The organism is Stenotrophomonas maltophilia complex sp. Om-AH-Sm3 (genome assembly GCF_059337855.1).
This window is the reverse complement of record NZ_JBYBLQ010000009.1, coordinates 137,619-160,675: the sequence shown is the minus strand read 5'-3', so window position 1 is coordinate 160,675 and position 23,057 is coordinate 137,619. Positions and strand designations below refer to the sequence as shown.

Below are 23,057 nucleotides of genomic sequence, written 5' to 3'. Positions count from 1 at the left end.
AGGGCTCGGTTACTGGAGTGGTGCCAGTAGACTACGGTTTGATGACATGTTTGTGACTACCCGGCCGGAACCGGCCTGGATTGCCATCGGCCGGTCATGCGGTGCTCAGCGGCGGTCCAGGTCCGGGTCCTGCACGCCCTGCCGGCGCAGCTCCAGCACTGTCGGGGTGATCGATTCGATGCGGGCGTCAACCCGCGCGCGGCCGATGTAATCCAGTGCCGGGTTGCGCTTGAGCGCCTGCAGCTGCATCAGCGCCTGTTCTGGCCGCCCGCTGAGGAAGGCGGCCTCGGCATAGGCCTCGCTGGCGCGCACGCTGTCGCCAGCCAGCTCGCTGGCGCGGGCGAAACGCTGCTGGAAGACCGGATCGTTACCGCTTTGCGACAGCAGGGGGCGCAGCATCGCCTGCGCACGCTGGCCGGCTTCGCGGCTGCCTTGTTCGTTCAGGATCTCGGCATAGGTCAGTGCCACCGGGCGGCTGTTGGGGTGTTCGCGCAGCAGCTGCTCGAAGCGGCTGTTGGCCTGGGCCACCTGGCCTGCGCGCGACTCCGCCTCGCCCAGGCCCAGCGCCAGCCACAGGTTGCCGGGGTGGCTCTGCAGCAGGCCGGCCAGGGTCTGCCGGGCCTGGCCGGCACCGGCACGGCCACCGCGCATCACCGCCAGCGCCTGGCCGTAGCGCTGCGCATCGTTGAGGCCGTCCTTCTGCCGCTTGGCCAGGTCGGCGTACTCGCGCTCCAGCTCGGGGGGGGAGTCCGCGCTGAGCACGCGCAGGCGCTCACGCGCCCACTCGAAGTCACCGCTGGCGCCACGGTTGAGCTGGCCGATCGGCAGGCGCAGCACACTGCCGGGCAGCAGCGGGTTGTTGCCGCGCAGCAGCGGCTCGCCGAGGCTGGGATCGGCCGGGTCCACCCGCTCCTTGCGCTCGCCGGTGGGGGTGCTGGTGGTCAGCAGCACCGTATCCTTCTTCATCTGCTCGGCGCGGGACTTGGCCTCGCTGATGCGGGTGATGTTGACCGGGTGGGTGCGCAGGAACTCGGGCACGCTGTAGCCGCCTTCGTTGCCGCGCATGGCTGCCGACATCCGCTCGAAAAAGCCGGCCATGGCATCCACGTCGTAGCCGCTGCGCGACAGGGTGCGGATGCCCAGGCGGTCGGCCTCGGACTCGTTGGAGCGGGTGTAGTTGATCTGCCGCTGCTGCATCAGGCCCATGCCCGAGCTGATCGCGGCCATCGTCGCGTTGCCGGACGACGTGCTGTTGCTGGCCTGGGCGGCCACTACCGCCGCCAGCATGCCCAGCAGGATCGGGATCTGGTCGCGCTGGGCGCGCTCGACACCGCGCAGCACGTGCTGCTGGGTGACGTGGGCGATTTCGTGGGACAGCACCGCAGCGACCTCGTCCTCGCGCTCGGCGGTCAGCACCAGTCCGGCATTGACCCCGATGTAGCCGCCCAGCGTGGCGAAGGCGTTGATCTGGCGGTCGTTCATCACGAAGAAGGTGTACGGCTGCCGCGGCTGGTCACTGTTGGAGCCGAGCCGGGTACCCATGGTCTGCAGCCAGTCGTTGACCAGCGGATCTTCCAGCAGGTAGCCGTAGTTGCGCAGCTCGCGCAGCATCATCGCGCCGTACTCGGCCTGGCGGGCCGGGGTCAGCAGCTCGCCGGCCGAAGAGCCGATGTCGGGCAGCTTCTCCTGGGCCTGGGCCAGCGGCATGGCCAGGGCCAGGGTGACGGCGGTAGTCAGCAGCAGGGCTCGCAAGCAGAAGGTCCTCGGGCGGGGCGCGCCAAGCGTGGCAGGGCGGGGGGCAACCATTCGTTAATCCACAGTGTTGCGGCCGTGGCGTGGAAATTCCAGCGCACCGGTACCATATGTAGACCGTCGATCCATCGTGGAGTTTCCCGTGACAGCCCAGACCGCCGGCGGTGCCCCCGCCATCACCATCTATTCCACTGCCGTCTGCCCGTATTGCGTGGCCGCCAAGAACTTCCTGAAGAGCAAGGGCCAGCAGTGGACCGAGGTCCGCATCGACCTGGACCCGGCCGAGCGCGAGAAGATGATGGCGCTGACCCGCCGCACCAGCGTGCCGCAGATCTTCGTCGGCGACGTCCATGTCGGCGGCTACGACGACATGATGGCCCTGCACCGTGAAGGCAAGCTCGAGCCGCTGCTGGCCGGGCAGGGCCAGGCATGAGCGCGGCCGACGACGGCAGCAAGGACCGCATCGCCGAGTTCACCGAGTTCCGCAAGCGCATGAACGAGCGCATCCTGGGCGAACCGAACCAGGTGGTGCGCCGCTTCTTCGCGCTGGATACGCAGACCTACCAGGCCGGCGCGCTGGACGTGAAGACCAAGGAGCTGCTGGGCCTGGTGGCCTCGATGGTGCTGCGCTGCGACGACTGCATCAGCTACCACGTGGCCCAGTGCAAGGACGCCGGGGTGACCCGCGAGGAGTTCTTCGAGACCTTCTCGGTCGGCCTGGTGGTGGGCGGCTCCATCGTGATCCCGCACCTGCGCCGCGCGGTCGACTTCCTCGACCAGCTGGAAAGCGGCGCCGCCGCGCCAGCCGCGCACGAGCACTGAGTGCTCCGGAAGTGCCGGCCGCTGGCCGGCATTTCCTGAACCCCACATGGCCGAGGTTGCCGGCCAGCGGCCGGCACTACCGGACCTGCAAGGGGGCCTTCCCCGCAATCCAACAGTCCAGGAGCCCCCTTGTTGTTCAAGGGGGCGCGCCGACAGGCGCAGGGTTAAGGCGGGATGCGCGGGCAATTCTGCCTGAGCCGGGGACTGGGACCATGGTCTATTTGGGACCTCGGCCCCGGCTCAGGCATAATTGCCGGTGAAACTTCCTTTGCGCCGGCGTTTCCGGGCACGTCCGGACGGCGTTTTTCCCCCTGTTCGGAACATCGATCAATGACGCAGAAAATTACGGTCATCCGCGGCGACGGCATTGGCCCGGAAATCATGGACGCCACCCTGTTCGTGCTCGACCAGCTCAAGACTGGCCTGGAGTACGAAGACGCCGACGCCGGCCTGGTGGCCCTGGAAAAGCACGGCGACCTGATGCCGGCGGTGACCCTGGAATCGATCGCGCGCAACAAGGTCGCGCTGAAGAGCCCGCTGACCACCCCGGTCGGCGGTGGCTTCACCTCGATCAACGTCAGCCTGCGCCGTCACTTCGACCTGTACGCCAACGTGCGTCCGGCCCACACCTTCCCGAACACCAAGTCGCGTTTCGACAACGTCGACCTGATCACCGTCCGTGAGAACACCGAAGGTGCCTACCTGGCCGAAGGCCAGGAAGTGTCGGCCGATGGCGAGACCGCCTTCTCCGGCACCCGCATCACCCGCAAGGGCTCCGAGCGCATCGTGCGCTACGCCTTCGAGCTGGCCAAGAGCACCGGCCGCAAGAAGGTCACCGCCGTGCACAAGGCCAACATCATCAAGTCGACCTCGGGCCTGTTCCTGAATGTCGCCCGTGAAGTCGCCGCGCAGTACCCGGACATCGAGTTCCAGGAAATGATCGTCGACAACTGCTGCATGCAGCTGGTGATGCGTCCGGAACAGTTCGATGTGATCGTCACCACCAACCTGTTCGGCGACATCATCTCCGACCTGTGCGCCGGCCTGGTCGGCGGCCTGGGCCTGGCTCCGGGTGCCAACATCGGCAAGGACGCGGCGATCTTCGAAGCCGTGCACGGCACCGCGCCGGACATCGCCGGCCAGGGCAAGGCCAATCCGTGTGCGCTGCTGCTGGCGGCCGCGCAGATGCTGGACCACATCGGCCAGCCGGAGAATGCCGAGCGCCTGCGCAAGGCCATCGTGGCGACCATGGAAGCCAAGGACTCGCTGACCGGCGACCTGGGTGGCACCGGTACCACCATGAGCTTTGCCCAGGCCATCGCCAGCCGCCTGTAAGCGGCCGGCCGACCTCGGTTGGATCTACAGCGGGGCGCCTTCGGGCGCCCCGTTGCGTTGTGGGCTGGCTCGGTAGATCCACGCCATGCGTGGATGACGGGCACCTACGGTCCGCAGCCACCCATGGGGTGGCTCTACAGGGGATTTTCTGTGCGTATATCGCACAGATCATGTGCCGCTGGGCGGCTGGTTCGTGCGTAATGTGATCGGCATCCTGTGCCCACTTCCCAATGCACCGGAGCTTGAACATGAACCTCACCGCCTTCGGCCTGGCCAGCCTGATCGGCATGACCGCCACCCTCCCGCTTGCTGCTGCCGAGCCGGCCCATCCCACCATCCGCCATATGGCGGGTGCGCCGGTCGCGACCTCGCTGGATGCGGCGAAGACTGCCGTGCTGGTGATCGACTTCCAGAACGAGTACTTCGATGCCAAGGCCGTACCAGGCTTTGCGGGTGGCCGCATGGTCATTCCCGATGGCGAGGCCGCACTGCGCCAGGCCAGGCGGGTAGTCGAATTCGCCGATGCCCACGGCATCCGCGTGATCCATGTCCAGCACGTGCTGCCGGCCGGCGCACCCTTGTTCGCGCAGGGCAGCGTCAATGCCGCCTTCCATCGCGACCTGCAGCCGCGCCAGGGCGAGACCGTGGTGCAGAAGGACAATGTCAGCGTATTCGCCGGCGCGTCCGCTGCGGTGCTCGACCCGATGCTGAAGAACGCCGGCATCGACACCCTGATCGTCACCGGCCTGCAGACCCACGCCTGCGTGGCCGGTGCTGCGCGCGACGCGGCAGCGGCTCCGCGCGGCTACCGGGTGATCGTCTCGTCCGATGCCAGCGCCAGCCGCGATCTGGATCTGGCCGGCGGCCGTCGCATCGGCCATCGCGCGCTGCATGAGGCCTCGCTGGCGCAGATCGAAGACGCCTTCGGCGATGTCATGAGCACCGACGCGATCCTCGCGCTGCCGGTACGCAAGGCCGGTGACGGCGCTTGATAAGCTGGCGGGGCCCGCATGCCGTGGGCCCCGCCACGTGGAGCTACCCGCCGATGGATCACTTCGCCGCCCTGCGTGCGCTGCGCGCCATCGTTGACGCGGGCAGTTTCACTGCGGCCGCCGAGCGCCTGGGGACCACCCACTCGGCGATGTCGCGGCAACTGCGGCAGCTGGAAGAGCACCTGCAGGTACGCCTGCTCGATCGCAACAGCCGTCGGCTGTCATTGACCGAGGCCGGGCGCGATTACTACCGCGAGGCGGCAACGCTGCTGGACCGCCTGCAGGAGGCGGATGATCGTGCTCGCGCCGGGCAGGCGCAGCCCAGCGGCAGCGTGCGGATCAGCGTGCCGCAGGTGGTGGCCAGCCAGGAGCTGCCCCACTGGCTGCCCTCGTTCCTGCAGCGTTACCCGCAGGTCACGCTGGACCTGTCGGCGGATGATCAGGTGGTGGATGTGGTCGGTGGTGGTTTCGACCTGGCGCTGCGCATTGCAGCTTCATTGCCGGACAGCCAGCTGGTTGCGCGCGAGCTGGCCAGCTGCCCGCGCATCCTGGTCGCCGCACCGGTCTACCTGGCGCGCCATGGCCTGCCACGGCACGCCGTGGATCTTGAGCAGCACACGCTGCTGGGTTTCAGTCCCACGCCGTCAATGCCGCCCTGGCGGTTGCAGGGACCGCGCGGCGCCAGCGTGAGCGTTGAAGCCGGGCAGCGCCTGCGCGTGGATGCCACGCCCGCGCTGTACGCCGCCGCGCTGGCCGGAATGGGCATCAGCCTGTTCACCGCGCTGACCGTGCAGGAGGATCTGCGCGCCGGTCGTCTGATCCGCGTGCTGCCGGCCTGGCATGCCGGCCAGCGGCGCTACTTCGCGTTGTACCCGCATGCACGTGCGCTCGCGCCCAAGGTGCGAGCGCTGGTCGAACACCTTGCGGCGCACTACGCTGCACAGGCTGGGGTGGCTGGCTAGCCGGGAAATGCAGCCACGCGTTACAAAGAGAAAAGGGCGCCCCGAAGGCGCCCTTTGTCGTTCATGGCTCTGCCTGGTTCAGCGCTGCTGGATCTTCGACAGCAGGCGCAGGAACTCCACATACAGCCAGACCAGGGTCACCATCAGGCCGAATGCGCCATACCACTCCATGTACTTCGGCGCGCGCTGAGCCACGCCGGTCTCGATGAAATCGAAGTCCAGCACCAGGTTCAGCGCGGCCACGACCACCACGAACAGGCTGAAGGCAATGCCCAGCCAGCTGGAGTCGTGGATCACCGGCACGTTGATGTTGAAGAAGCCCAGCACGAACGAGGCCAGGTAGAGCAGGGCGATGCCGCCGGTGGCGGCCACCACGCCCATCTTGAAGTTCTCGGTGGCCTTGATCAGGCCGCTGCGGTATGCGAACAGCAGGGCGGCCAGGGTGCCGAAGGTCAGCAGCACCGCCTGGAACACGATGCCCGGATACTTCATGTTGAACAGGGCCGACACGGCGCCCAGGAACAGGCCTTCGACCAGCGCGTACATCGGCGCGGTGACCGGCGACCATTCCTTCTTGAAGATGGTGATCAGTGCCAGCACCAGGCCGCCAATCGCGCCGCCGATGGCGTACAGGCTCGCGCTGCCGGAAATCTGGCCGTACTCGTCGACCGCCTGGCTCCAGGCGAACGCCGCGGTCAGCACGGTCAACAGCAGCAGGATGCCGGTCTTGTTGGCGGTGCCGTTGAGGGTCATGACCTGGTCGGGGCTGGTCACTACCGAGCCACTGGCGAGGTCGAGGAAAGTCGACTCGGAAAGAGCCGGGTTGCCGCTGCGCATGCGTGTTCTCCGTGCGAATGAAGGTCGGGACGGCCATCCGGCCGATGGGCGTGAGCATAGCCGATGACTGCTTTCGGCGGTGTGGCAGGCCCGGGTTCTGTGCATCCTTCGTTGACAGTTCCCAACGCGCTTGGCGACAATGAACAACTCCCCGGGTCCAACCCGAGGGGATTGCAAGACCGGGGTATAGCGCAGTCTGGTAGCGCGCCTGCTTTGGGAGCAGGATGTCGGGGGTTCGAATCCCTCTACCCCGACCAATCCCACGCCACGTCGGATTGGACACCGTTCCGGTTCGGGCGCCCGTAGCTCAACTGGATAGAGCACCGGCCTTCTAAGCCGGCGGTTACAGGTTCGATTCCTGTCGGGCGCGCCATTGGCGAGCGCCGGGATCGCATCGACGGATGTGAAGAAGTGCTTGCAAAAGCGCAAGGACTCCACCAGAATATCGGACTCGCTTCGGCGGACCGCAACTTCGGTGACAGTCCCCAGGCAATGTTCAAGGTTCCGGCGTCAGTGGTATCGGCGATGGAGCGAAAGTTTCAGTGGTGGCTGTAGCTCAGTTGGTTAGAGTACCGGATTGTGATTCCGGTGGTCGGGGGTTCGAATCCCCTCAGCCACCCCACTGATTCAACCGCATCGGCGCAGCCGAAACGGTATTGCAATAAACAGAAAGCACGCTACAATGTGCGTCTGAGTTTCACGGGCCGTTAGCTCAGTTGGTAGAGCAGTTGACTCTTAATCAATAGGTCCAAGGTTCGAATCCTTGACGGCCCACCAAGACAGAAGCCACCTGGTACGCCAGGTGGCTTTTTTCTTATAGGTGTGACTCCCATCGTTCCGATGGATCACGCGTTGCAGAACCCGTTCGGCGCGGATCTGCAGCAGGAGCGGGCCCCGCAGTGCTGGTTTCAACCACGTTGAAAAAAGTGCTTGCACCCACCGAGCGGATCGGGTCATAATTCGCGCCCCGATTTCGGGCTGTTAGCTCAGTTGGTAGAGCAGTTGACTCTTAATCAATAGGTCCAAGGTTCGAATCCTTGACAGCCCACCAGACGACAGCCACTTGGTTCGCCAAGTGGCTTTTCTCTTGCCTGTTCGCTGAGGGGCATCTGCAGATGCCAGCGGTGCTGGCTGGAGTGGAGCCCCCTTGAGTCAAGGGGGCGCGGCGAAGCCGCAGGGATGTGGCGGCTGATGAAGTGGGGCCCGCGCTTTGCCGCGCAAAGCGTGGGGCTGCGGCGCGAATGCGCGGCAGCTTCCCACTTGGTTCGCCAAGTGGCTTTTTTCTTGCCTGTTCGCTGGGGGGCATTTCATCCGCGCATGGCGTGGATCGACTGAAGCAATGCTGAAATCAGGGTCATACGCGTCATCAGTGTTATCAATGCTGTGCGCTGCATCTCACCGCATCGCATCCTGCATCGCACCCAATGGATCTTCCGCGCCGACGGCGCATGCACGAAGGAAGATGTTGATGGCTCATATCAATCGATTGCACCGCACGCTGTGGGTTTCCTTCGCGTTGCTGGCACTGGCGGCCTGCGCGCCCGCCGACAATCCCGCGCAGACCGTCGAACGCGATGCTGGCACTGAAAGTGCTCCTGCGCGCCCGGTCGGTGAGGCCATGCAGATGCAGCCGGCTCAGCCGGCAGAGCGGGAGGCCCTGCCCGATGCGGTGGACGTGCAGCGCAATGCGGACGGTTCGGTGGATGTGCGCAAGGCCACGCCGGAGCCGGCGGCCCTGCGGCGCACCGGCGACGGGGGCGTGGAGATCCGCAAGGTGGATCCTGCAGCCGGGCAGGGTGCCGATACGGCGTCGGCCAAGGCCAGGCCGCAGCAGTGAACCCCGCCACCCCGGATGAGCTTGCGCTCGCCGGGGTGGTTCAACGCGCGGGCTGCGCACCATTGCCATGTTCAGTTTTGTGCAGGCCTTCCGCTTCCCGCCATCGCCTGCGACAATGAACACCTGCGCCGGCCACGCGAAAGTGGCGGAATTGGTAGACGCCCTGGATTTAGGTTCCAGTGCCGCAAGGCGTGGGGGTTCGAGTCCCCCCTTTCGCACCAGTGCCGGCCTGTCCCCGCCCTGATCGGGCCATCTGCGCCCCCTTGACCGGCACGCGCTGGCAGTGCAAGCCGAATTGGGCGAAACTAAAGGGCTGCGGCAAGCAGGCGCGTCCCAGACGTCGCGTCCTTACAACCGTTTCATCCCAATCATCGAGCCGGGGGCCTGGGCCACCGGTGGCAGGAGTCAACATGCAAGCTTCGATCGAATCCACCGGCAACCTGGAACGCCGCCTGAGCTTCTCGCTGCCGGAAGAGCGTCTGCAGAGCCACATCGCCGGCCGCCTCGGCGAAATCGCCCGTACCACCCGCATCAAGGGTTTCCGCCCGGGCAAGGTGCCGGCCAAGGTGATCGAGCAGCGCTTCGGCGCGCAGGTCCGTGGCGAGGCGCTGGACGGCCTGCTGCGCGAAACCTTCGATGCGGCCGTGCGCGAGCACGACCTGCGCATCGTCGGCAGCCCGCGCATCGACAAGGGCGACGAGGGTGAGTTCTCCTTCGTGGCCACCGTGGAAGTGGTGCCGGACTTCGGCGACATCGACGTCAGCAAGCTGACCGTCGTGCGCCATACCGCCGAGATCACCGACGCCGACATCGACCAGATGATCGAGAACCTGCAGAACCAGCGTCGTACCTGGGCCCCGGTCAGCCGTGGCGCGCAGGACGGTGACCTGGTCGCGGTGGAAACCTGGTCGCAGGCCGGCGAAGAGCGCCTGCCGGCCGAGGGCACCGAGAAGGGTTCGATCGTGCTCGGCCAGGGCATGATGTTCGACACCATCGAGAAGGGCCTGGTCGGCCTGGCCAAGGGCGAAGAGAAGACCCTGGACGTCGAGTTCCCGGCTGACTGGCGCGTGCCGGTGCTGGCCGGCAAGACCGTGCAGGTCACCGTCAAGGTCACCGAGGTCTCCGAGCCGGTCGTGCCGGCGGTCGACGAAGCCTTCATCAAGAGCTTCGGCGTGAAGGGCGGCGATGTGGAGCAGTTCCGCAGCGACATCCGCGCCAACCTGGAGCGCGAGCTGAAGGGTGCGTTGATGAACCGCCTGCGCCGCGAAGTGGGCGAGCAGCTGATCGCGGCCTACTCCTCGGTCGAAATGCCGCCGCGCCTGGTCGAAAACGAAGCCCGCGCCATGCTGGCCCAGCAGGTCGAGCAGCTGCGCCGTAACGGCCAGAACGTCGGCGAGATCCCGGCCGATGCCCACGAAGGCTTCAAGGACGCTGCCGCCAAGCGCGTGCTGGTCGGCCTGCTGGTCGGTGAAGTGGCCCGCATCAACGACCTGCGCCTGGAAGCCAAGCGCCTGAATGAAACGATGCGTCTGATCGCTTCGACCTACGAAGAGCCGGAGCAGGTCATTGAGATGTACCGCAACGACCCCCAGTTGATGTCTGGCCTGCAGAACCGTGTGATGGAAGAGCAGGTGATCGACTGGATCGCCGAGCGTGCCCAGCACACCGAAGAGAAGCTGTCGTTCCAGGACGCGATCCGCCAGTAAGCCCGGGCGGATCACCGGATGCCCCGCGCCTTTGCCGGCGCGGGGTTGTTGCCCCCCAAGATAGGTACCTCACGTAATGGACAACCGAACCAAAGCCCTGAACCTGGTTCCGATGGTGGTCGAGCAGACCAGCCGCGGCGAGCGTGCCTACGACATCTATTCGCGCCTGTTGAAGGAGCGCCTGATCTTCCTCGTGGGCCCGATCGACGATCACATGGCCAACGTGGTGGTGGCGCAGTTGCTGTTCCTGGAATCGGAAAACCCGGAAAAGGACATCAACATCTACATCAACTCGCCGGGTGGCGTGGTCACCGCCGGCATGGCGATCTACGACACCATGCAGTACATCAAGCCGAATGTGAGCACCACCTGCATCGGCCAGGCCGCCTCGATGGGCGCCCTGCTGCTGGCCGCGGGCGAAGCCGGCAAGCGCTATGCGCTGCCGAACTCGCGCGTGATGATCCATCAGCCGCTGGGTGGCTACCAGGGCCAGGCCACCGACATCGACATCCACGCGCGCGAGATCCTGACCCTGCGTTCGCGCCTGAACGAGGTGCTGGCCAAGCACACCGGCCAGTCGCTGGAGACGATCGCCCGTGATACCGAGCGCGACAACTTCAAGAGCGCCTTCGAGGCGCAGGCCTACGGTCTGGTCGATCAGGTCCTGGAGCGTCGTCCGGATGAGTCGATCCAGGCCGGTTGACCGGCCTTCACGGGGCCAGGGAGGCCTCGTTCCTGCAGGGTCGGGTGGGACTGGTGTCCCCTCGGCCCTGTGCTATTCTCGAATCGAACCCCCGTTCAGCGGGTGGGGTAACTGGGTAAGCGAAGCATGAGCGAAGACCGCCAAGGTCGTTCCACGGACACCGGCAAGATCCTCTACTGCTCTTTCTGCGGCAAGAGCCAGCATGAAGTGCGCAAGCTGATTGCGGGTCCGAGCGTGTTCATCTGCGATGAGTGCGTGGAGCTGTGCAACGACATCATCCGTGAGGAACTTGAGGAAAAGGCGCAGTCGGCGCGCAGTTCGCTGCCCAAGCCGCGCGAGATCCTCGAGGTCCTTGACCAGTACGTGATCGGCCAGAACCGTGCCAAGCGCACGCTGGCAGTGGCCGTGTACAACCACTACAAGCGCATCGAGAGCCGGCAGAAGAACGACGACGTCGAACTGGCGAAGTCGAACATCCTGCTGGTCGGCCCGACCGGTTCGGGCAAGACGCTGCTGGCCGAGACCCTGGCCCGCCTGCTCAACGTGCCGTTCACCATGGCCGACGCCACCACGCTGACCGAAGCCGGTTACGTGGGCGAGGACGTGGAGAACATCATCCAGAAGCTGCTGCAGAAGTGCGACTACGACGTCGAGAAGGCGCAGCAGGGCATCGTCTACATCGATGAAATCGACAAGATCTCGCGCAAGAGCGAGAACCCGTCGATTACCCGCGATGTGTCCGGCGAAGGCGTGCAGCAGGCCCTGCTGAAGCTGATCGAAGGTACCGTGGCCAGCGTTCCGCCGCAGGGCGGCCGCAAGCACCCGCAGCAGGAATTCCTGCAGGTGGACACCAAGAACATCCTGTTCATCTGCGGCGGCGCGTTCGCCGGGCTGGACAAGGTGATCCAGGCGCGTTCCACCGACGTCGGCAGCATCGGCTTCGGCGCCAAGGTGAAGAGCAGCGAGCGCAAGCAGGAAGTGGGCAAGGTGCTGGCGGAAGTCGAGCCGGAAGACCTGATCAAGTTCGGCCTGATTCCCGAGTTCGTCGGCCGCCTGCCGGTGGTCGCGACCCTGGAGGAGCTGGACGAGCCGGCCCTGATCAAGATCCTGACCGAGCCGAAGAACGCCATCACCAAGCAGTTCAAGAAGCTGTTCGAGATGGAAAACGTGGAACTGGAGTTCCGTCCGGACGCGTTGTCGGCCATCGCCAGGAAGGCGCTCAAGCGCAAGACCGGCGCCCGTGGCCTGCGCACCATCGTCGAATCGGTCCTGCTGGACACCATGTATGACCTGCCGTCGCAGGAGAACGTCAGCAAGGTGGTCGTGGACGAATCGGTGATCGAGCACAAGTCCGAGCCGTACCTGATCTACCAGACCCCGGCGGCCCCTGAACAGAAGGCCGCAGGCGCCGAGTGATCCTTCCAGGTTGTTGATTGGAAAGGATTTTAAAGGAATGCCTTGCATCTGAAAGCCGATGGCCCCATAACGGGGCCATCGGCTTTTTTTGTCTCCGGAAGATGCCCTCCCGGAGGCGGTTTTCCCCCTTCCCTGGAGCCCCCATGGCCCGTTCCCCAAGTGAAACCCTCGACCTGCCGGTCCTGCCGCTGCGCGACGTAGTGGTGTTCCCGCACATGGTCATCCCGCTGTTCGTCGGCCGTGACAAGTCCATGCACGCGCTCGAACAGGCAATGGAGGCGGACAAGCGCATCCTGCTGCTGGCGCAGAAGTCGGCCGAGACCGACGACCCGCATGCGGCCGACCTCTACCAGGTCGGCACGCTGGCGCAGGTGCTGCAGCTGCTGAAGCTGCCCGACGGCACCATCAAGGTGCTGGTTGAAGGCCTGTCGCGCGTGCAGGTCGCCCACGTCGACGAGCGCGACGGCTCGCTGCATGGCCAGGCCGTGGAGATCGACGCCACCGACGAGCGCGAGGCGCGCGAGGTCGAGGCGATTGCCCGCTCGCTGATGTCGCTGTTCGAGCAGTACGTGAAGACCAACCGCAAGCTGCCGCCGGAGCTGCTGCAGACGCTGTCGGGCATCGATGAGCCGGCGCGCCTGGCCGACACCATCGCTGCGCACATCAGCGTGCGCCTGGCCGACAAGCAGCGCCTGCTGGAAACGCTGGCCGTCGGTGACCGCCTGGAGATGCTGGTCGGCCTGGTCGACGGCGAGATCGACGTGCAGCAGATGGAGAAGCGCATCCGCGGCCGCGTGAAGTCGCAGATGGAGAAGAGCCAGCGCGAGTACTACCTCAACGAACAGATGAAGGCTATCCAGAAGGAACTGGGTGACCTGGACGACGCGCCGGGCGAGCTGGAAGAACTGGCCCGCAAGATTGCCGAGGCCGGCATGCCGAAGGCGGTTGAAGCCAAGGCGCGCAACGAACTGAACAAGCTCAAGCAGATGTCGCCGATGTCGGCCGAAGCCGCCGTCGTGCGCAACTACCTGGAGTGGCTGCTGGGCGTGCCGTGGAAGAAGCGCAGCAAGGTGCGCAAGGACCTGAAGGTCGCGCAGGATACGCTCGATGCCGACCACTACGGCCTGGAGAAGGTCAAGGAGCGCATCCTTGAATACCTGGCGGTGCAGTCGCGCGTGAAGCAGATGAAGGGCCCGATCCTGTGCCTGGTCGGGCCGCCGGGCGTGGGCAAGACCTCGCTGGGCCAGTCCATTGCCAAGGCCACCAACCGCAAGTTCGTGCGCATGTCGCTGGGCGGCGTTCGCGACGAGGCCGAAATCCGTGGCCACCGCCGTACCTACGTCGGTTCCATGCCGGGCCGCATCGTGCAGAACCTCAACAAGGTCGGCAGCAAGAACCCGCTGTTCGTGCTCGACGAGATCGACAAGATGTCGATGGACTTCCGTGGCGATCCGTCTTCGGCGCTGCTGGAAGTGCTCGATCCGGAGCAGAACAACGCATTCAACGACCACTACCTGGAAGTGGACCTGGACCTGTCCGAAGTGATGTTCGTGGCGACCTCGAACTCGCTCAACATTCCCGGCCCGCTGCTGGACCGCATGGAAGTGATCCGCATCCCCGGCTACACCGAGGACGAGAAGCTCAACATCGCGACCCGCTACCTGGTGCCGAAGCAGGTCAAGGCCAACGGTCTGCAGCCGGAAGAGCTGGAGATCGGCAGTGATGCCATCCAGGACATCGTGCGCTACTACACGCGTGAATCGGGCGTGCGCAACCTGGAACGCGAGATCGCCAAGATCTGCCGCAAGGTGGTGAAGGAGATCGCGCTGGCTGGCCCGCAGCCGGCAGCGAAGGCGAAGAAGGGCGCGAAGAAGAAGGCGCTGGTGAGCGTGTCCAGCAAGAACCTGGACAAGTACCTGGGCGTGCGTCGCTTCGACTTCGGCCGTGCCGAGGAAGAGAATGAAATCGGCCTGGTCACCGGCCTGGCCTGGACCGAAGTCGGTGGCGACCTGCTGCAGATCGAATCGACCCTGGTGCCGGGCAAGGGCCAGCTGATCCTGACCGGCCAGCTCGGCAACGTGATGAAGGAATCGGCGTCGGCGGCGCTGTCGGTGGTGCGTTCGCGCGCGGTCGGCTTCGGCATCGACAGCGACTTCCTGCAGAAGCACGACGTACACCTGCACGTGCCCGATGGCGCCACGCCGAAGGATGGCCCGAGTGCCGGCGCGGCGATGGTCACCTCGCTGGTGTCGATGCTGACCAGGGTGCCGGTGCGCGCCGATGTGGCGATGACCGGCGAGATCACCCTGCGTGGTCGCGTCACTGCCATCGGTGGCCTGAAGGAGAAGCTGCTGGCTGCACTGCGTGGCGGCATCCGCACGGTCATCATCCCGGAAGAGAACCGCAAGGACCTGGCCGACATCCCGGCCAACGTCACCCGCGACCTGAAGATCGTGCCGGTGAAGTACATCGAAGAAGTCCTGGACCTGGCGCTGGAGCGTCCGTTGGCACCGAAGAAGGCGCGCAAGAGTGCGCAGCGTGTCACGGTGCGCAGCAAGGCCAAACCGAGTGGAAACGCGCGCGTCAAGCATTGACGCGCGCTGTCCAATGGCCCGAAACCCGCGTCGTTGCTGGCTTTCCAGCTTGCGTGGGGGTAGGGCCACTGGTATAAAAGCAGCACTCGCGAATGAGTGGTCGCAGTCTGGTGATCGCTGGAATTCGGCGAACCGTTTCCACATGGCGGCCGCATGCAGATGGCGTGCGGTTGCTTCCCTGTCGAATAAGCGGAACCCACCGCCAAAGGAGTTGTAGAGAATGAACAAGACCGAATTGATCGATGCCGTTGCTGAAGCTGCCGACCTGACCAAGGCAGAGTCCAGCCGCGCTGTCGATGCCGTCGTTGCTGCCATCACCAAGGCGCTGAAGGACGGCGATGCGGTCACCCTGGTTGGCTTCGGTACCTTCCAGGTCCGCGACCGTGCTGCCCGCACCGGCCGCAACCCGAAGACCGGCGACACCATCAAGATCGCTGCTTCGAAGAATCCGTCGTTCAAGGCTGGCAAGGCCCTGAAGGATGCTGTAAACTAAGCGGCTCGCTGGGGTGCTTAGCTCAGCGGTAGAGCGTCTCCTTTACACGGAGAGGGTCGGGGGTTCGAAACCCTCAGCACCCACCACAGCACCGCGGTAAAAGTTTGAGTGTGGAGCGGTAGTTCAGCTGGTTAGAATGCTGGCCTGTCACGCCGGAGGTCGCGGGTTCGAGTCCCGTCCGCTCCGCCATTCAACGAGGCCTCCGGCCAAAAGCTGGAGGCTTTGTTTTCTCCCCGGTCCAGGCCGGCTGAAAGCAAAAAGGTAACAACGCGGAGCGGTAGTTCAGCTGGTTAGAATGCTGGCCTGTCACGCCGGAGGTCGCGGGTTCGAGTCCCGTCCGCTCCGCCAGTACATCCAGGCCCCCGGTTCAAGGCTGGGGGCCTTGTCTTCTCACCGAGAGGTTCGGGAGGAAGGCGAAAAGTCTTTGCAAGAACGGAGCGGTAGTTCAGCTGGTTAGAATGCTGGCCTGTCACGCCGGAGGTCGCGGGTTCGAGTCCCGTCCGCTCCGCCATTGCAGACTTCTTAAGCCCCTGTGAAAAAACTTTGAAAAAAGTGTTCATCGGGCTGGGTTTCCAGCGAGTCTTCGGATATACTGGGCACCTGCAAAGTTCAAGCGCGGAGCGGTAGTTCAGCTGGTTAGAATGCTGGCCTGTCACGCCGGAGGTCGCGGGTTCGAGTCCCGTCCGCTCCGCCAACTCTAAAAGCCCTCGGCGCAAGCCGGGGGCTTTTTCTTTGCGCCAGGATGGAGTTGGCCGATGCACTGATGGTGCGTGCCTGCGCAAGTGGGCGCGGGCCGCGTCGGTGCTGCTTTTGGTCCCTGCGGCGAAGCGGGTTACACTGCCGGGCTCGCCAATCAGGCCTTGTGATTCCTCACCATGCTGCAGAAACTCCGCGACAAGACCTCAGGCTGGATCGTCACCGTGATCCTGGGGCTGCTGATGATTCCGTTCCTGTTCGTGATCGACAACAGCTACCTCGGTGGCGTTGGCGCACAGAACGTGGCCAAGGTTTCCGCGCCGCCCACCTGGTGGCGTTCGGCGCCGTCGTGGTGGCCGGTGCGCATGCTGTGGCAGCACCATGAGATCAGCTCGCAGGATTTCCGTACGCGTTTCGAGCAGGAGCGCATGCGTGAGCGCCAGCAGCAGGGCGACAACTTCGACCCGCGCGCGTTCGAGAGCACCGAGAACAAGATGGCCGTGCTCGATCAGCTGATCGACGAACAGGTCGTGCGCCTGGTCGGTGAACAGGCGGGCGTGGTGATCGGCGACGGCGCTGTGCGCGAATACATCGCGACCATGCCGGCGTTCCTCGATTCGAACGGCAAGTTCAACGAGAACAACTACCGGCTGGCATTGGCCGGTGGCAATCCGCCGCGTACCCCGACCCAGTTCCAGGAACTGGTGCGTGAGAGCCTGCAGCAGTCGGTGATCCCATCGGGCCTGCAGAGCTCCGGCTTCGTCACCCAGGCCGAGACCGAGCGCCTGTTGAAGCTGCTGGGCGAAACCCGCGACGTCGAGCTGGCCGCGTTGCCGCCCGTACCGGCCGATACCGCGCCGGTCACCGACGATCAGATCAAGAAGTGGTACGACAGCCACGGCAAGGATTTCCGCCAGGCCGAGAGCGTGTCGCTGGAGTACGTCGAGATCAACGGTGCGAACCTGCCGGCACCGACCCCGGCCGATGAAGCGACCCTGCGCAAGCGCTATGAAGAGGAAAAGGCAAAGTTCACCTCGCCGGAGCAGCGTCAGGCCTCGCACATCCTGATCACCGGTGACGGCGCCGAAGCCAAGGCGAACAGGATCGCTGCCGAAGCCAAGGCGGCCGGTGCCGACTTCGCTGCGCTGGCCAAGGCCAATTCGGAAGATCCGGGCTCCAAGGACCAGGGCGGTGACCTGGGCTGGGTCGAGCGCGGTGCGATGGTCAAGCCGTTCGAGGACGCGCTGTTTGCGGCCAAGGCCGGTGACGTGATCGGCCCGGTCAAGACCGAGTTCGGTTACCACATCATCAAGGTGGCCGCTGTGCGCGGTGGCCAGGGCAAGTCGTTCGAGGAAGTGCGTGACACCCTGGCTGCCGAGCAGCTGAAGGCCGACGGCGAGCGCGGCTTCAACGAACTGGCCGGTCGCCTGGTCGATGCCATCAACAAGAGCCCGAGCGACCTGGCTTCCGCCGCCAAGGAAGTGAACCTGCCGCTGCAGACCCTGGGCCCGATCACCCGCGCGACCGCCAGCGGCATCGCCGCTGACCCGGCCGTGCTGCGTGCCGCCTTCTCCGACGTGCTGGTGCAGGACGGTACCGCCAGTGACCCGATCGCCCTGGGCGGCGCGACCAACCACAGCGTGGTCATCCGTGTGGCTGCACACACCCCGGAACAGGCCCTGCCGCTGGACAAGGCCCGTGACCAGGTGATCGCTGCGATCCGTGCTGATCGCCAGCGCCAGGCCAGCGACAAGGCGGCCGATGCCATCCTGGCCAAGCTGAAGGCGGGCGCCACCCTGCAGTCGCTGGCCGCCAGCGAGAAGCTGCAGCTGAGCCCGATGCCGGGCCTGCCGCGCAGCCAGCCGGTGCCGACCCCGGAAATCAACCGCGCGATCTTCAGTGCGCCGGTGCCGGCTGAAGGCAAGCCGAGCTATGGCAAGGTCGACGTCAATGGCCACGCGCTGCTGTTCGCGGTGAACAAGGTCAATCCGGGCGACATCAAGGAAGTGACTGCAGAGCAGCAGAAGCAGCTGAAGGAACAGCTGAGCCAGATCGACGGCATGGCCGCAGCCAAGGCCTACATCGAAGCGATGCGCAAGAAGTTCATGATCCAGACCACCGAAGCGAACCTGTAAGCCTCGCGGCGGCACCCATGAGAGAGGCCCGGCAATGCCGGGCCTTTTTTGTGCCTTCCGATGCGTAGCGTCGAGCCATGCTCGACTGCGCCTGCTGGGCGCAGGCATTAAAAAAGCCGAGCGTGGGCTCGGCTCTCCAGAACAAAGGGGCGGGCAGGGCGCGGCGGTGCCGCGCCGGACTCAGTCCTCCACGCGCAGCACGGCGCCCGGCTTCAGCACGCTGCTGCCGCTCAGGCCGTTCAGCGACAGTAGCGCCTTGACCGGCATGCCATAGCGGCGGGCGATGGTCCAGGCCGATTCACCATCCCGCACGGTGTGGCGACGACTGCGCGGACGATCGGCGATCGCGGCCACGGTCTTGGCGACCTGTGGCGTTGGCGAGGCGGCGGCAACAGGTACGCTACTGGCCACCAGTGCGGTGGCGGTGTCCGCCACGGTCGCGCTGGCGGCCGAGACCGGCGCCAGCACGCGGGTGGTGCCGGACGAGACGCGCCCACCGCCCGCCAGGGCGGGGTTGAGGCGGACGATCCTGGCCGGGTCCAGGGCACGCTGTGCGGCCCACTGCTGGACGCTGGTGCCGGCGGGCAGGGTGTGGTCCTTCAGTACGGGCACGGTGCGGTCCAGCGAGGCCATGACACCTGGCTGGTCTTCCACATCTTCCAGCACGCAGGCCAGGGCATGCAGCTTCTCGACGTAGGCATGGGTGACCGGCGACAGGCCGGGCAGCGCCGAGGGCTTGGCGTTCTGCGCGTTCATGCCGGCCTTGCGCATCGATTGCAGCACGCGGTACTCGCCGGCGTTGTAGGCCATGGTGGCCAGGCGCCAGTCGCCGCCGAACATGCCGTGCAGGGTCTTCAGGTAGCGCACTGCGGCCTGGGTGGAATCGACCGCCGACAGGCGCCCGTCGTAGCCGTTGGCCATGGGCACGCGGTGATTGCGCGCAGTGGTGGCGATGAACTGCCACAGGCCGGTCGGGCCGCTGCCATTGCGTGCATTGGGCCGGTAACCGCTTTCCACGAACGGAATCAGCGCGAACTCGGTAGGCAGGTTGGCCTTGCGCAGCTCTTCGACCACATAGCCGAACAGCACCAGTGCATCGTCATCCTGGTTGGCCAGGCGCGACGGGGCGTGGGCGAACTGCTTCTGCCAGCGCGGGCTGGTGGCCTCGGCATTGCAGGTGGGCTCGGCCAGGCCGTCGCGGAAGCTGGAGAAGATCTCCTGGCCGTTGCGGACCGACGCGGCCGGCAACGCGGCCGGATCCAGTGGCAGGGCCGCGGCGGCGGTCAGGTTCTGGCCGATGCCAGCGCCCAGCGACTGGGCGCCGGCGGTTCCGGCCAGCCCCAGGACCAGGCCCAGGGCCAGCGGCAGACTTCGGCGCATCATGCGCGGAAGCCGTCTTTCCAGTGCCGGAGACCGGCCATCACGTCGACGTCGTCAACGACGTCACGGCCCAGGTGCGCCGACACCGACGCGCGGATCGGCGCAGTGTGCACACGCAGGAACGGATTGCAGTCGAATTCGCTGGCCAGGGTTACCGGCAGGGTGGAACGGTCATCGCGGCGCATGGCCAAAGCCTCCTCTTGGCGCTGCCGCAAGGCAGCGTTGGCGGGGTCGACATGCCGCGCGAAGACGGCATTTGACACGGTGTACTCATGAGCGCAACAAAGCAGCAGTTGCGCGGGCAAGGTACCCAGCTTGCGCATCGATGCCAGCAGCTGGGACGGCGTACCTTCGAACAGGCGTCCACAGCCCAGGCTGAACAACGAATCTCCGCTGAAAAGATGTTCAGCAGTGTGAAACGCGATGTGGCTGCGGGTATGCCCGGGCACGGATAGTACGTGGAACGCCTGGCCCAGTGCCTGAACGCGTTCACCTTCGCCGACCCGTTCGGTTGCCGTGGGGATGCGCTCCTCGACGGGTGCGATCACCCGGACTCCAGGAAAACGTGCCTGCAGCACCGGCACGCCACCGATGTGGTCATCGTGATGATGGGTGAGCAGGATCGTGTCCACGCGCAGGCCCTGATCGGCGAGCGCAAGCACCGGCGCGGCATCGCCGGGATCGACGACCACGGCGTTACCGTCGTCGTCGATCAAGGTCCAGATGTAGTTGTCCGCAAATGCGGGCAGGGCAGTCAGTCGCATAGAATTGGACCATGCCCGCGCTGCAGAGCACCCGTCAAGCGAGCCAGACCCCGTGGTTCGACAGCGAACCAGCGGAAGCCCTGCGCGTTCTGGAGCGGCAACTGCTGCTGCCGCAGCTGTCGTTGCTGCCGGTGCAGCCCTGGCTGTGGATCGCGCCGAGTGCCGCATGGCTGGACGATGCGCAGCTTGGCGGGCGCGGCCTGCGCCTGTACCGGCAGGGGCACGGCTATGCCGGCGACACCCTCTGTGCGTTGCCGCTGCCGCTGGCCAATGAAAGCGTCAATGCGGTCGTGTTGCAGCATGTCACCGCAGCTGACGCTGATCGGTTGCTCGATGAGTGCGAGCGCGTGCTGATGCCGGGCGGCCACCTGTGGCTGAGCAGCCTCAACCCGTTCAGCCCTTACCGCACGCACTGGCGCCAGCACGGGCTGGTGGTGCGCACGCCGCAGCGGATCCGCCTGCTGCTCGGCCGCCACGGGCTGGAGTGCGACGATATGCGTTTCCTCGGCCCGCTCTGGCGCGGCGCCGGCAGCCGTCGCGCGGGCGGTTGGTCGCCACTGCGCGCAGCCTGCCTGTTCCATGCTGAAAAACGAACGCTGGCCCTGCCCGGGCCGAAACCGTTGCCGGTGCGTTGGCACGGCACCGTTGCTACCTGATCTGGAGTTGTATTGAAAACCATTGAAATCCACACCGACGGTTCCTGCCTTGGCAATCCCGGCCCCGGCGGCTGGGCTGCACTGCTGCGCTACAAGGGCCACGAGCGTGAACTGAGCGGCGGCGAAGCGCACACCACCAACAACCGGATGGAGCTGATGGCGGCCATTTCCGGCCTGGAAACGCTGACCGAGCCGTGCAACATCGTGCTCTACACCGATTCGCAGTATGTACGGCAGGGCCTGACCCAATGGATGCCCGGCTGGATCCGCAAGAACTGGAAGACCGCCGGCGGCGACCCGGTGAAGAACCGCGAGCTGTGGGAGCGCCTGCATGCGGCGACGCTGCGGCACCAGATCGATTGGCGCTGGGTGAAGGGCCACTCCGGTGACCCGGACAACGAGCGGGTGGATACCCTGGCGCGCAACGCGGCCATCCAGATCCGTGACGCCAGCCCGGTAAACTGAGTCCATGCGCCAGATCATCCTCGATACCGAAACCACCGGCCTGGAATGGAAGAAGGGCAACCGCATCGTTGAAATCGGCTGCGTGGAGCTGTTCAAGCGCCGCCCGACCGGCAACAACTACCACCAGTACATCAAGCCGGACTGCGAATTCGAACAGGGCGCGCAGGAAGTCACCGGCCTGACCCTGGAGTTCCTGGCTGACAAGCCGGACTTCGCGCAGATCGCCGATGAGTTCCTGGCTTTCATCGATGGCGCCGAGCTGATCATCCACAACGCGGCGTTCGACCTGGGCTTCCTCGACAACGAGCTGTCGTTGCTGGGCCCGCAGTATGGAAAGATCACCGATCGCTGCACGGTGATCGATACCCTGGTGATGGCGCGCGAGCGCTTCCCGGGCCAGCGTAATTCGCTGGATGCGCTGTGCAAGCGCCTGGGCGTGGACAATTCGCACCGTGCGCTGCATGGCGGCCTGCTCGACGCGCAGATCCTGGGCGACGTCTATATCGCGCTGACCTCGGGCCAGGAAGAGATCGGCTTCGGCATGGGCGACGATGACGGTGGTGGCGCCGGTGCCGCGCTGCAGGCCTTCGATACCAGCAAACTGCTGCCGCGCCCACGCGTGGTGGCCACCCCGTCTGAACTGGAAGCGCACAGCGCGCGTCTGGAACGACTGCGCAAGAAGGCCGGCTACGCCTTGTGGGATGGCCCGAAGGTGGAAGAGCCCGCCAGCGCGTAATGCCTGGCATGGGGTACTGCCGGACGCTGGCCGGCAGTGCCGTATCCACGCATGGCGTGGATCTGCCGCTTAATGGCAGCGCACCAGGATCACGCTGATGTTGTCGCGGCCACCGCCGTCGAGCGCGGCCGCGACCAGCGTGTCCACGCATTCCTGCGCGCTGGCATCGTCGAAGGCGAGGGTGCGGGCGATGCTGCGGTCGTCCACTTCCTCGGTCAGGCCGTCACTGCACAGCAGCAGCTGCATGCCCGGGCGCAGCTCACCGCTGGTGGTGGCCACGTTCAGATGCGCCGGGTCGGTCACGCCCAGCGCCTGGGTGACCACGTTGCGATGTGGATGCGCACGCGCCTGTTCGGCCGTCAGGTTGCCCTGCGCGACCAGTTCCTGCACCACGCTGTGGTCCTGGCTGAGCTGGGCCAGCTGGCCGTCACGCCACAGATAGGCGCGGCTGTCACCGACCCATGCCACTTCATAGCGATTGCCCTGCACGCGTGCGGCGACCACGGTGGTGCCCATCGGCAGGGTGTCGTTGCGCCGGCGCGAGGCGCGGATGATCTCTTCGTCAGCGGTGCGGATGGCCTGGGCCAGCGGCGCGCCACGGCGGATCTCGCGCACGATGGTTTCGCGCGCCAGCGCGCTGGCCACCTCGCCGCAGGCGTGGCCACCCATGCCATCGGCCACCAGCCACAGGGCCAGCTCGCTGTCACCGTAGTAGGTGTCTTCGTTGAGCTCGCGGCGCAGGCCGGGGTGAGTGAGGTGTCCGAATTCGATCATGG

Annotated in this window: 20 protein-coding genes and 11 tRNA genes; 26 read left to right on the top strand and 5 right to left on the bottom strand. The window is 65.7% G+C overall.

Annotated features, from left to right (window positions below; translation table 11 throughout):
- Positions 1-105: 105 nt before the first annotated feature.
- Positions 106-1,752: a M48 family metalloprotease gene (locus tag AC10QF_RS13035; protein WP_494542338.1), complete on the bottom strand. Its 1,647-nt coding sequence runs from the start codon at positions 1,750-1,752 to the stop codon at positions 106-108.
- Between the two features lie 142 nt (positions 1,753-1,894).
- On the opposite strand from AC10QF_RS13035, the gene grxC reads away from it, so the two are divergent.
- The 5 genes from grxC to AC10QF_RS13010 all read left to right on the top strand — a co-directional run bounded on the left by grxC (position 1,895) and on the right by AC10QF_RS13010 (position 5,863).
- Positions 1,895-2,185, top strand: coding sequence for a glutaredoxin 3 (gene grxC / locus AC10QF_RS13030; protein WP_004154541.1), 291 nt, complete (start codon positions 1,895-1,897; stop codon positions 2,183-2,185).
- Entirely contained in the window at positions 2,182-2,574 is a 393-nt protein-coding gene (locus AC10QF_RS13025; protein WP_069138941.1) for a carboxymuconolactone decarboxylase family protein, read from the top strand. Before grxC ends, AC10QF_RS13025 begins: the two co-directional genes overlap by 4 nt.
- Before the next feature lie 330 nt (positions 2,575-2,904).
- Positions 2,905-3,909, top strand: a complete 1,005-nt coding sequence (locus tag AC10QF_RS13020) for an isocitrate dehydrogenase (RefSeq protein ID WP_033835461.1) — start codon at positions 2,905-2,907, stop codon at positions 3,907-3,909.
- Between the two features lie 248 nt (positions 3,910-4,157).
- Positions 4,158-4,901 carry a cysteine hydrolase family protein gene (locus AC10QF_RS13015; protein ID WP_065179771.1) on the top strand — a complete coding sequence of 248 codons (744 nt, stop codon included), beginning with the start codon at positions 4,158-4,160 and terminating at the stop codon, positions 4,899-4,901.
- 53 nt (positions 4,902-4,954) lie between these two features.
- The gene (locus AC10QF_RS13010; RefSeq protein ID WP_005415465.1) at positions 4,955-5,863 is read left to right on the top strand and encodes a LysR family transcriptional regulator; all 909 of its coding nucleotides are present in this window, start codon (positions 4,955-4,957) and stop codon (positions 5,861-5,863) included.
- A 78-nt stretch (positions 5,864-5,941) separates the two neighbouring features.
- Here AC10QF_RS13010 and AC10QF_RS13005 read toward each other — a convergent pair whose 3' ends face one another.
- Entirely contained in the window at positions 5,942-6,700 is a 759-nt protein-coding gene (locus tag AC10QF_RS13005; protein ID WP_069138943.1) for a Bax inhibitor-1/YccA family protein, read from the bottom strand.
- 180 nt (positions 6,701-6,880) lie between these two features.
- Between AC10QF_RS13005 and AC10QF_RS13000 the strand changes: the two genes are divergently transcribed.
- The 18 genes from AC10QF_RS13000 to AC10QF_RS12915 all read left to right on the top strand — a co-directional run bounded on the left by AC10QF_RS13000 (position 6,881) and on the right by AC10QF_RS12915 (position 18,280).
- Positions 6,881-6,957: transfer RNA gene (locus AC10QF_RS13000), tRNA-Pro, on the top strand.
- 39 nt (positions 6,958-6,996) lie between these two features.
- Positions 6,997-7,073: transfer RNA gene (locus AC10QF_RS12995), tRNA-Arg, on the top strand.
- 172 nt (positions 7,074-7,245) lie between these two features.
- Positions 7,246-7,322, top strand: a tRNA-His gene (locus AC10QF_RS12990).
- Between the two features lie 79 nt (positions 7,323-7,401).
- Positions 7,402-7,477: transfer RNA gene (locus AC10QF_RS12985), tRNA-Lys, on the top strand.
- Positions 7,478-7,675: 198 nt separating this feature from the next.
- Positions 7,676-7,751: transfer RNA gene (locus tag AC10QF_RS12980), tRNA-Lys, on the top strand.
- A 417-nt stretch (positions 7,752-8,168) separates the two neighbouring features.
- On the top strand, positions 8,169-8,537 hold the full coding sequence (locus AC10QF_RS12975; RefSeq protein WP_072168265.1) for a hypothetical protein: 369 nt from the start codon (positions 8,169-8,171) through the stop codon (positions 8,535-8,537).
- A 136-nt stretch (positions 8,538-8,673) separates the two neighbouring features.
- A tRNA-Leu gene (locus AC10QF_RS12970) sits at positions 8,674-8,758 on the top strand.
- 189 nt (positions 8,759-8,947) lie between these two features.
- On the top strand, positions 8,948-10,243 hold the full coding sequence (gene tig / locus AC10QF_RS12965) for a trigger factor (protein ID WP_069138945.1): 1,296 nt from the start codon (positions 8,948-8,950) through the stop codon (positions 10,241-10,243).
- 76 nt (positions 10,244-10,319) lie between these two features.
- Entirely contained in the window at positions 10,320-10,946 is a 627-nt protein-coding gene (gene clpP / locus AC10QF_RS12960; protein WP_004146318.1) for an ATP-dependent Clp endopeptidase proteolytic subunit ClpP, read from the top strand.
- 126 nt (positions 10,947-11,072) lie between these two features.
- Positions 11,073-12,362 carry an ATP-dependent Clp protease ATP-binding subunit ClpX gene (gene clpX / locus AC10QF_RS12955; RefSeq protein WP_004154600.1) on the top strand — a complete coding sequence of 430 codons (1,290 nt, stop codon included), beginning with the start codon at positions 11,073-11,075 and terminating at the stop codon, positions 12,360-12,362.
- Between the two features lie 143 nt (positions 12,363-12,505).
- Entirely contained in the window at positions 12,506-14,956 is a 2,451-nt protein-coding gene (gene lon, locus AC10QF_RS12950) for an endopeptidase La (RefSeq protein WP_494542337.1), read from the top strand.
- Between the two features lie 220 nt (positions 14,957-15,176).
- Positions 15,177-15,449, top strand: a complete 273-nt coding sequence (locus AC10QF_RS12945; RefSeq protein ID WP_005408270.1) for an HU family DNA-binding protein — start codon at positions 15,177-15,179, stop codon at positions 15,447-15,449.
- Between the two features lie 11 nt (positions 15,450-15,460).
- Positions 15,461-15,535, top strand: a tRNA-Val gene (locus AC10QF_RS12940).
- Positions 15,536-15,561: 26 nt separating this feature from the next.
- A tRNA-Asp gene (locus AC10QF_RS12935) sits at positions 15,562-15,638 on the top strand.
- Positions 15,639-15,720: 82 nt separating this feature from the next.
- Positions 15,721-15,797: transfer RNA gene (locus tag AC10QF_RS12930), tRNA-Asp, on the top strand.
- Positions 15,798-15,883: 86 nt separating this feature from the next.
- Positions 15,884-15,960 (top strand) — tRNA-Asp (locus AC10QF_RS12925).
- A 106-nt stretch (positions 15,961-16,066) separates the two neighbouring features.
- Positions 16,067-16,143: transfer RNA gene (locus AC10QF_RS12920), tRNA-Asp, on the top strand.
- Positions 16,144-16,324: 181 nt separating this feature from the next.
- Positions 16,325-18,280, top strand: a complete 1,956-nt coding sequence (locus AC10QF_RS12915) for a peptidyl-prolyl cis-trans isomerase (RefSeq protein WP_069138946.1) — start codon at positions 16,325-16,327, stop codon at positions 18,278-18,280.
- Positions 18,281-18,460: 180 nt separating this feature from the next.
- Here AC10QF_RS12915 and AC10QF_RS12910 read toward each other — a convergent pair whose 3' ends face one another.
- A complete protein-coding gene (locus tag AC10QF_RS12910; protein ID WP_032953978.1) occupies positions 18,461-19,663 on the bottom strand; it encodes a lytic transglycosylase domain-containing protein in 1,203 nt (400 codons plus the stop codon).
- A complete protein-coding gene (gene gloB / locus AC10QF_RS12905) occupies positions 19,660-20,424 on the bottom strand; it encodes a hydroxyacylglutathione hydrolase (protein WP_065177986.1) in 765 nt (254 codons plus the stop codon). The genes AC10QF_RS12910 and gloB overlap by 4 nt, the downstream gene beginning before the upstream one ends.
- A gap of 11 nt (positions 20,425-20,435) precedes the next feature.
- Between gloB and AC10QF_RS12900 the strand changes: the two genes are divergently transcribed.
- Genes AC10QF_RS12900 through dnaQ form a run of 3 tightly spaced genes read left to right on the top strand, consistent with a single transcriptional unit; the run spans position 20,436 to position 22,281 of the window.
- Positions 20,436-21,080, top strand: a complete 645-nt coding sequence (locus AC10QF_RS12900; RefSeq protein ID WP_494542336.1) for a methyltransferase domain-containing protein — start codon at positions 20,436-20,438, stop codon at positions 21,078-21,080.
- A 12-nt stretch (positions 21,081-21,092) separates the two neighbouring features.
- Positions 21,093-21,545 (top strand): ribonuclease HI, encoded by a 453-nt coding sequence (rnhA, locus tag AC10QF_RS12895; protein WP_005408275.1) that lies wholly within the window; start codon positions 21,093-21,095, stop codon positions 21,543-21,545.
- Positions 21,546-21,549: 4 nt separating this feature from the next.
- Positions 21,550-22,281, top strand: a complete 732-nt coding sequence (gene dnaQ, locus AC10QF_RS12890) for a DNA polymerase III subunit epsilon (protein ID WP_005415480.1) — start codon at positions 21,550-21,552, stop codon at positions 22,279-22,281.
- 69 nt (positions 22,282-22,350) lie between these two features.
- Here the strand turns inward: dnaQ and AC10QF_RS12885 are convergent, their stop codons facing one another.
- Positions 22,351-23,055: a PP2C family protein-serine/threonine phosphatase gene (locus tag AC10QF_RS12885; protein WP_005415481.1), complete on the bottom strand. Its 705-nt coding sequence runs from the start codon at positions 23,053-23,055 to the stop codon at positions 22,351-22,353.
- Positions 23,056-23,057 lie beyond the last annotated feature (2 nt).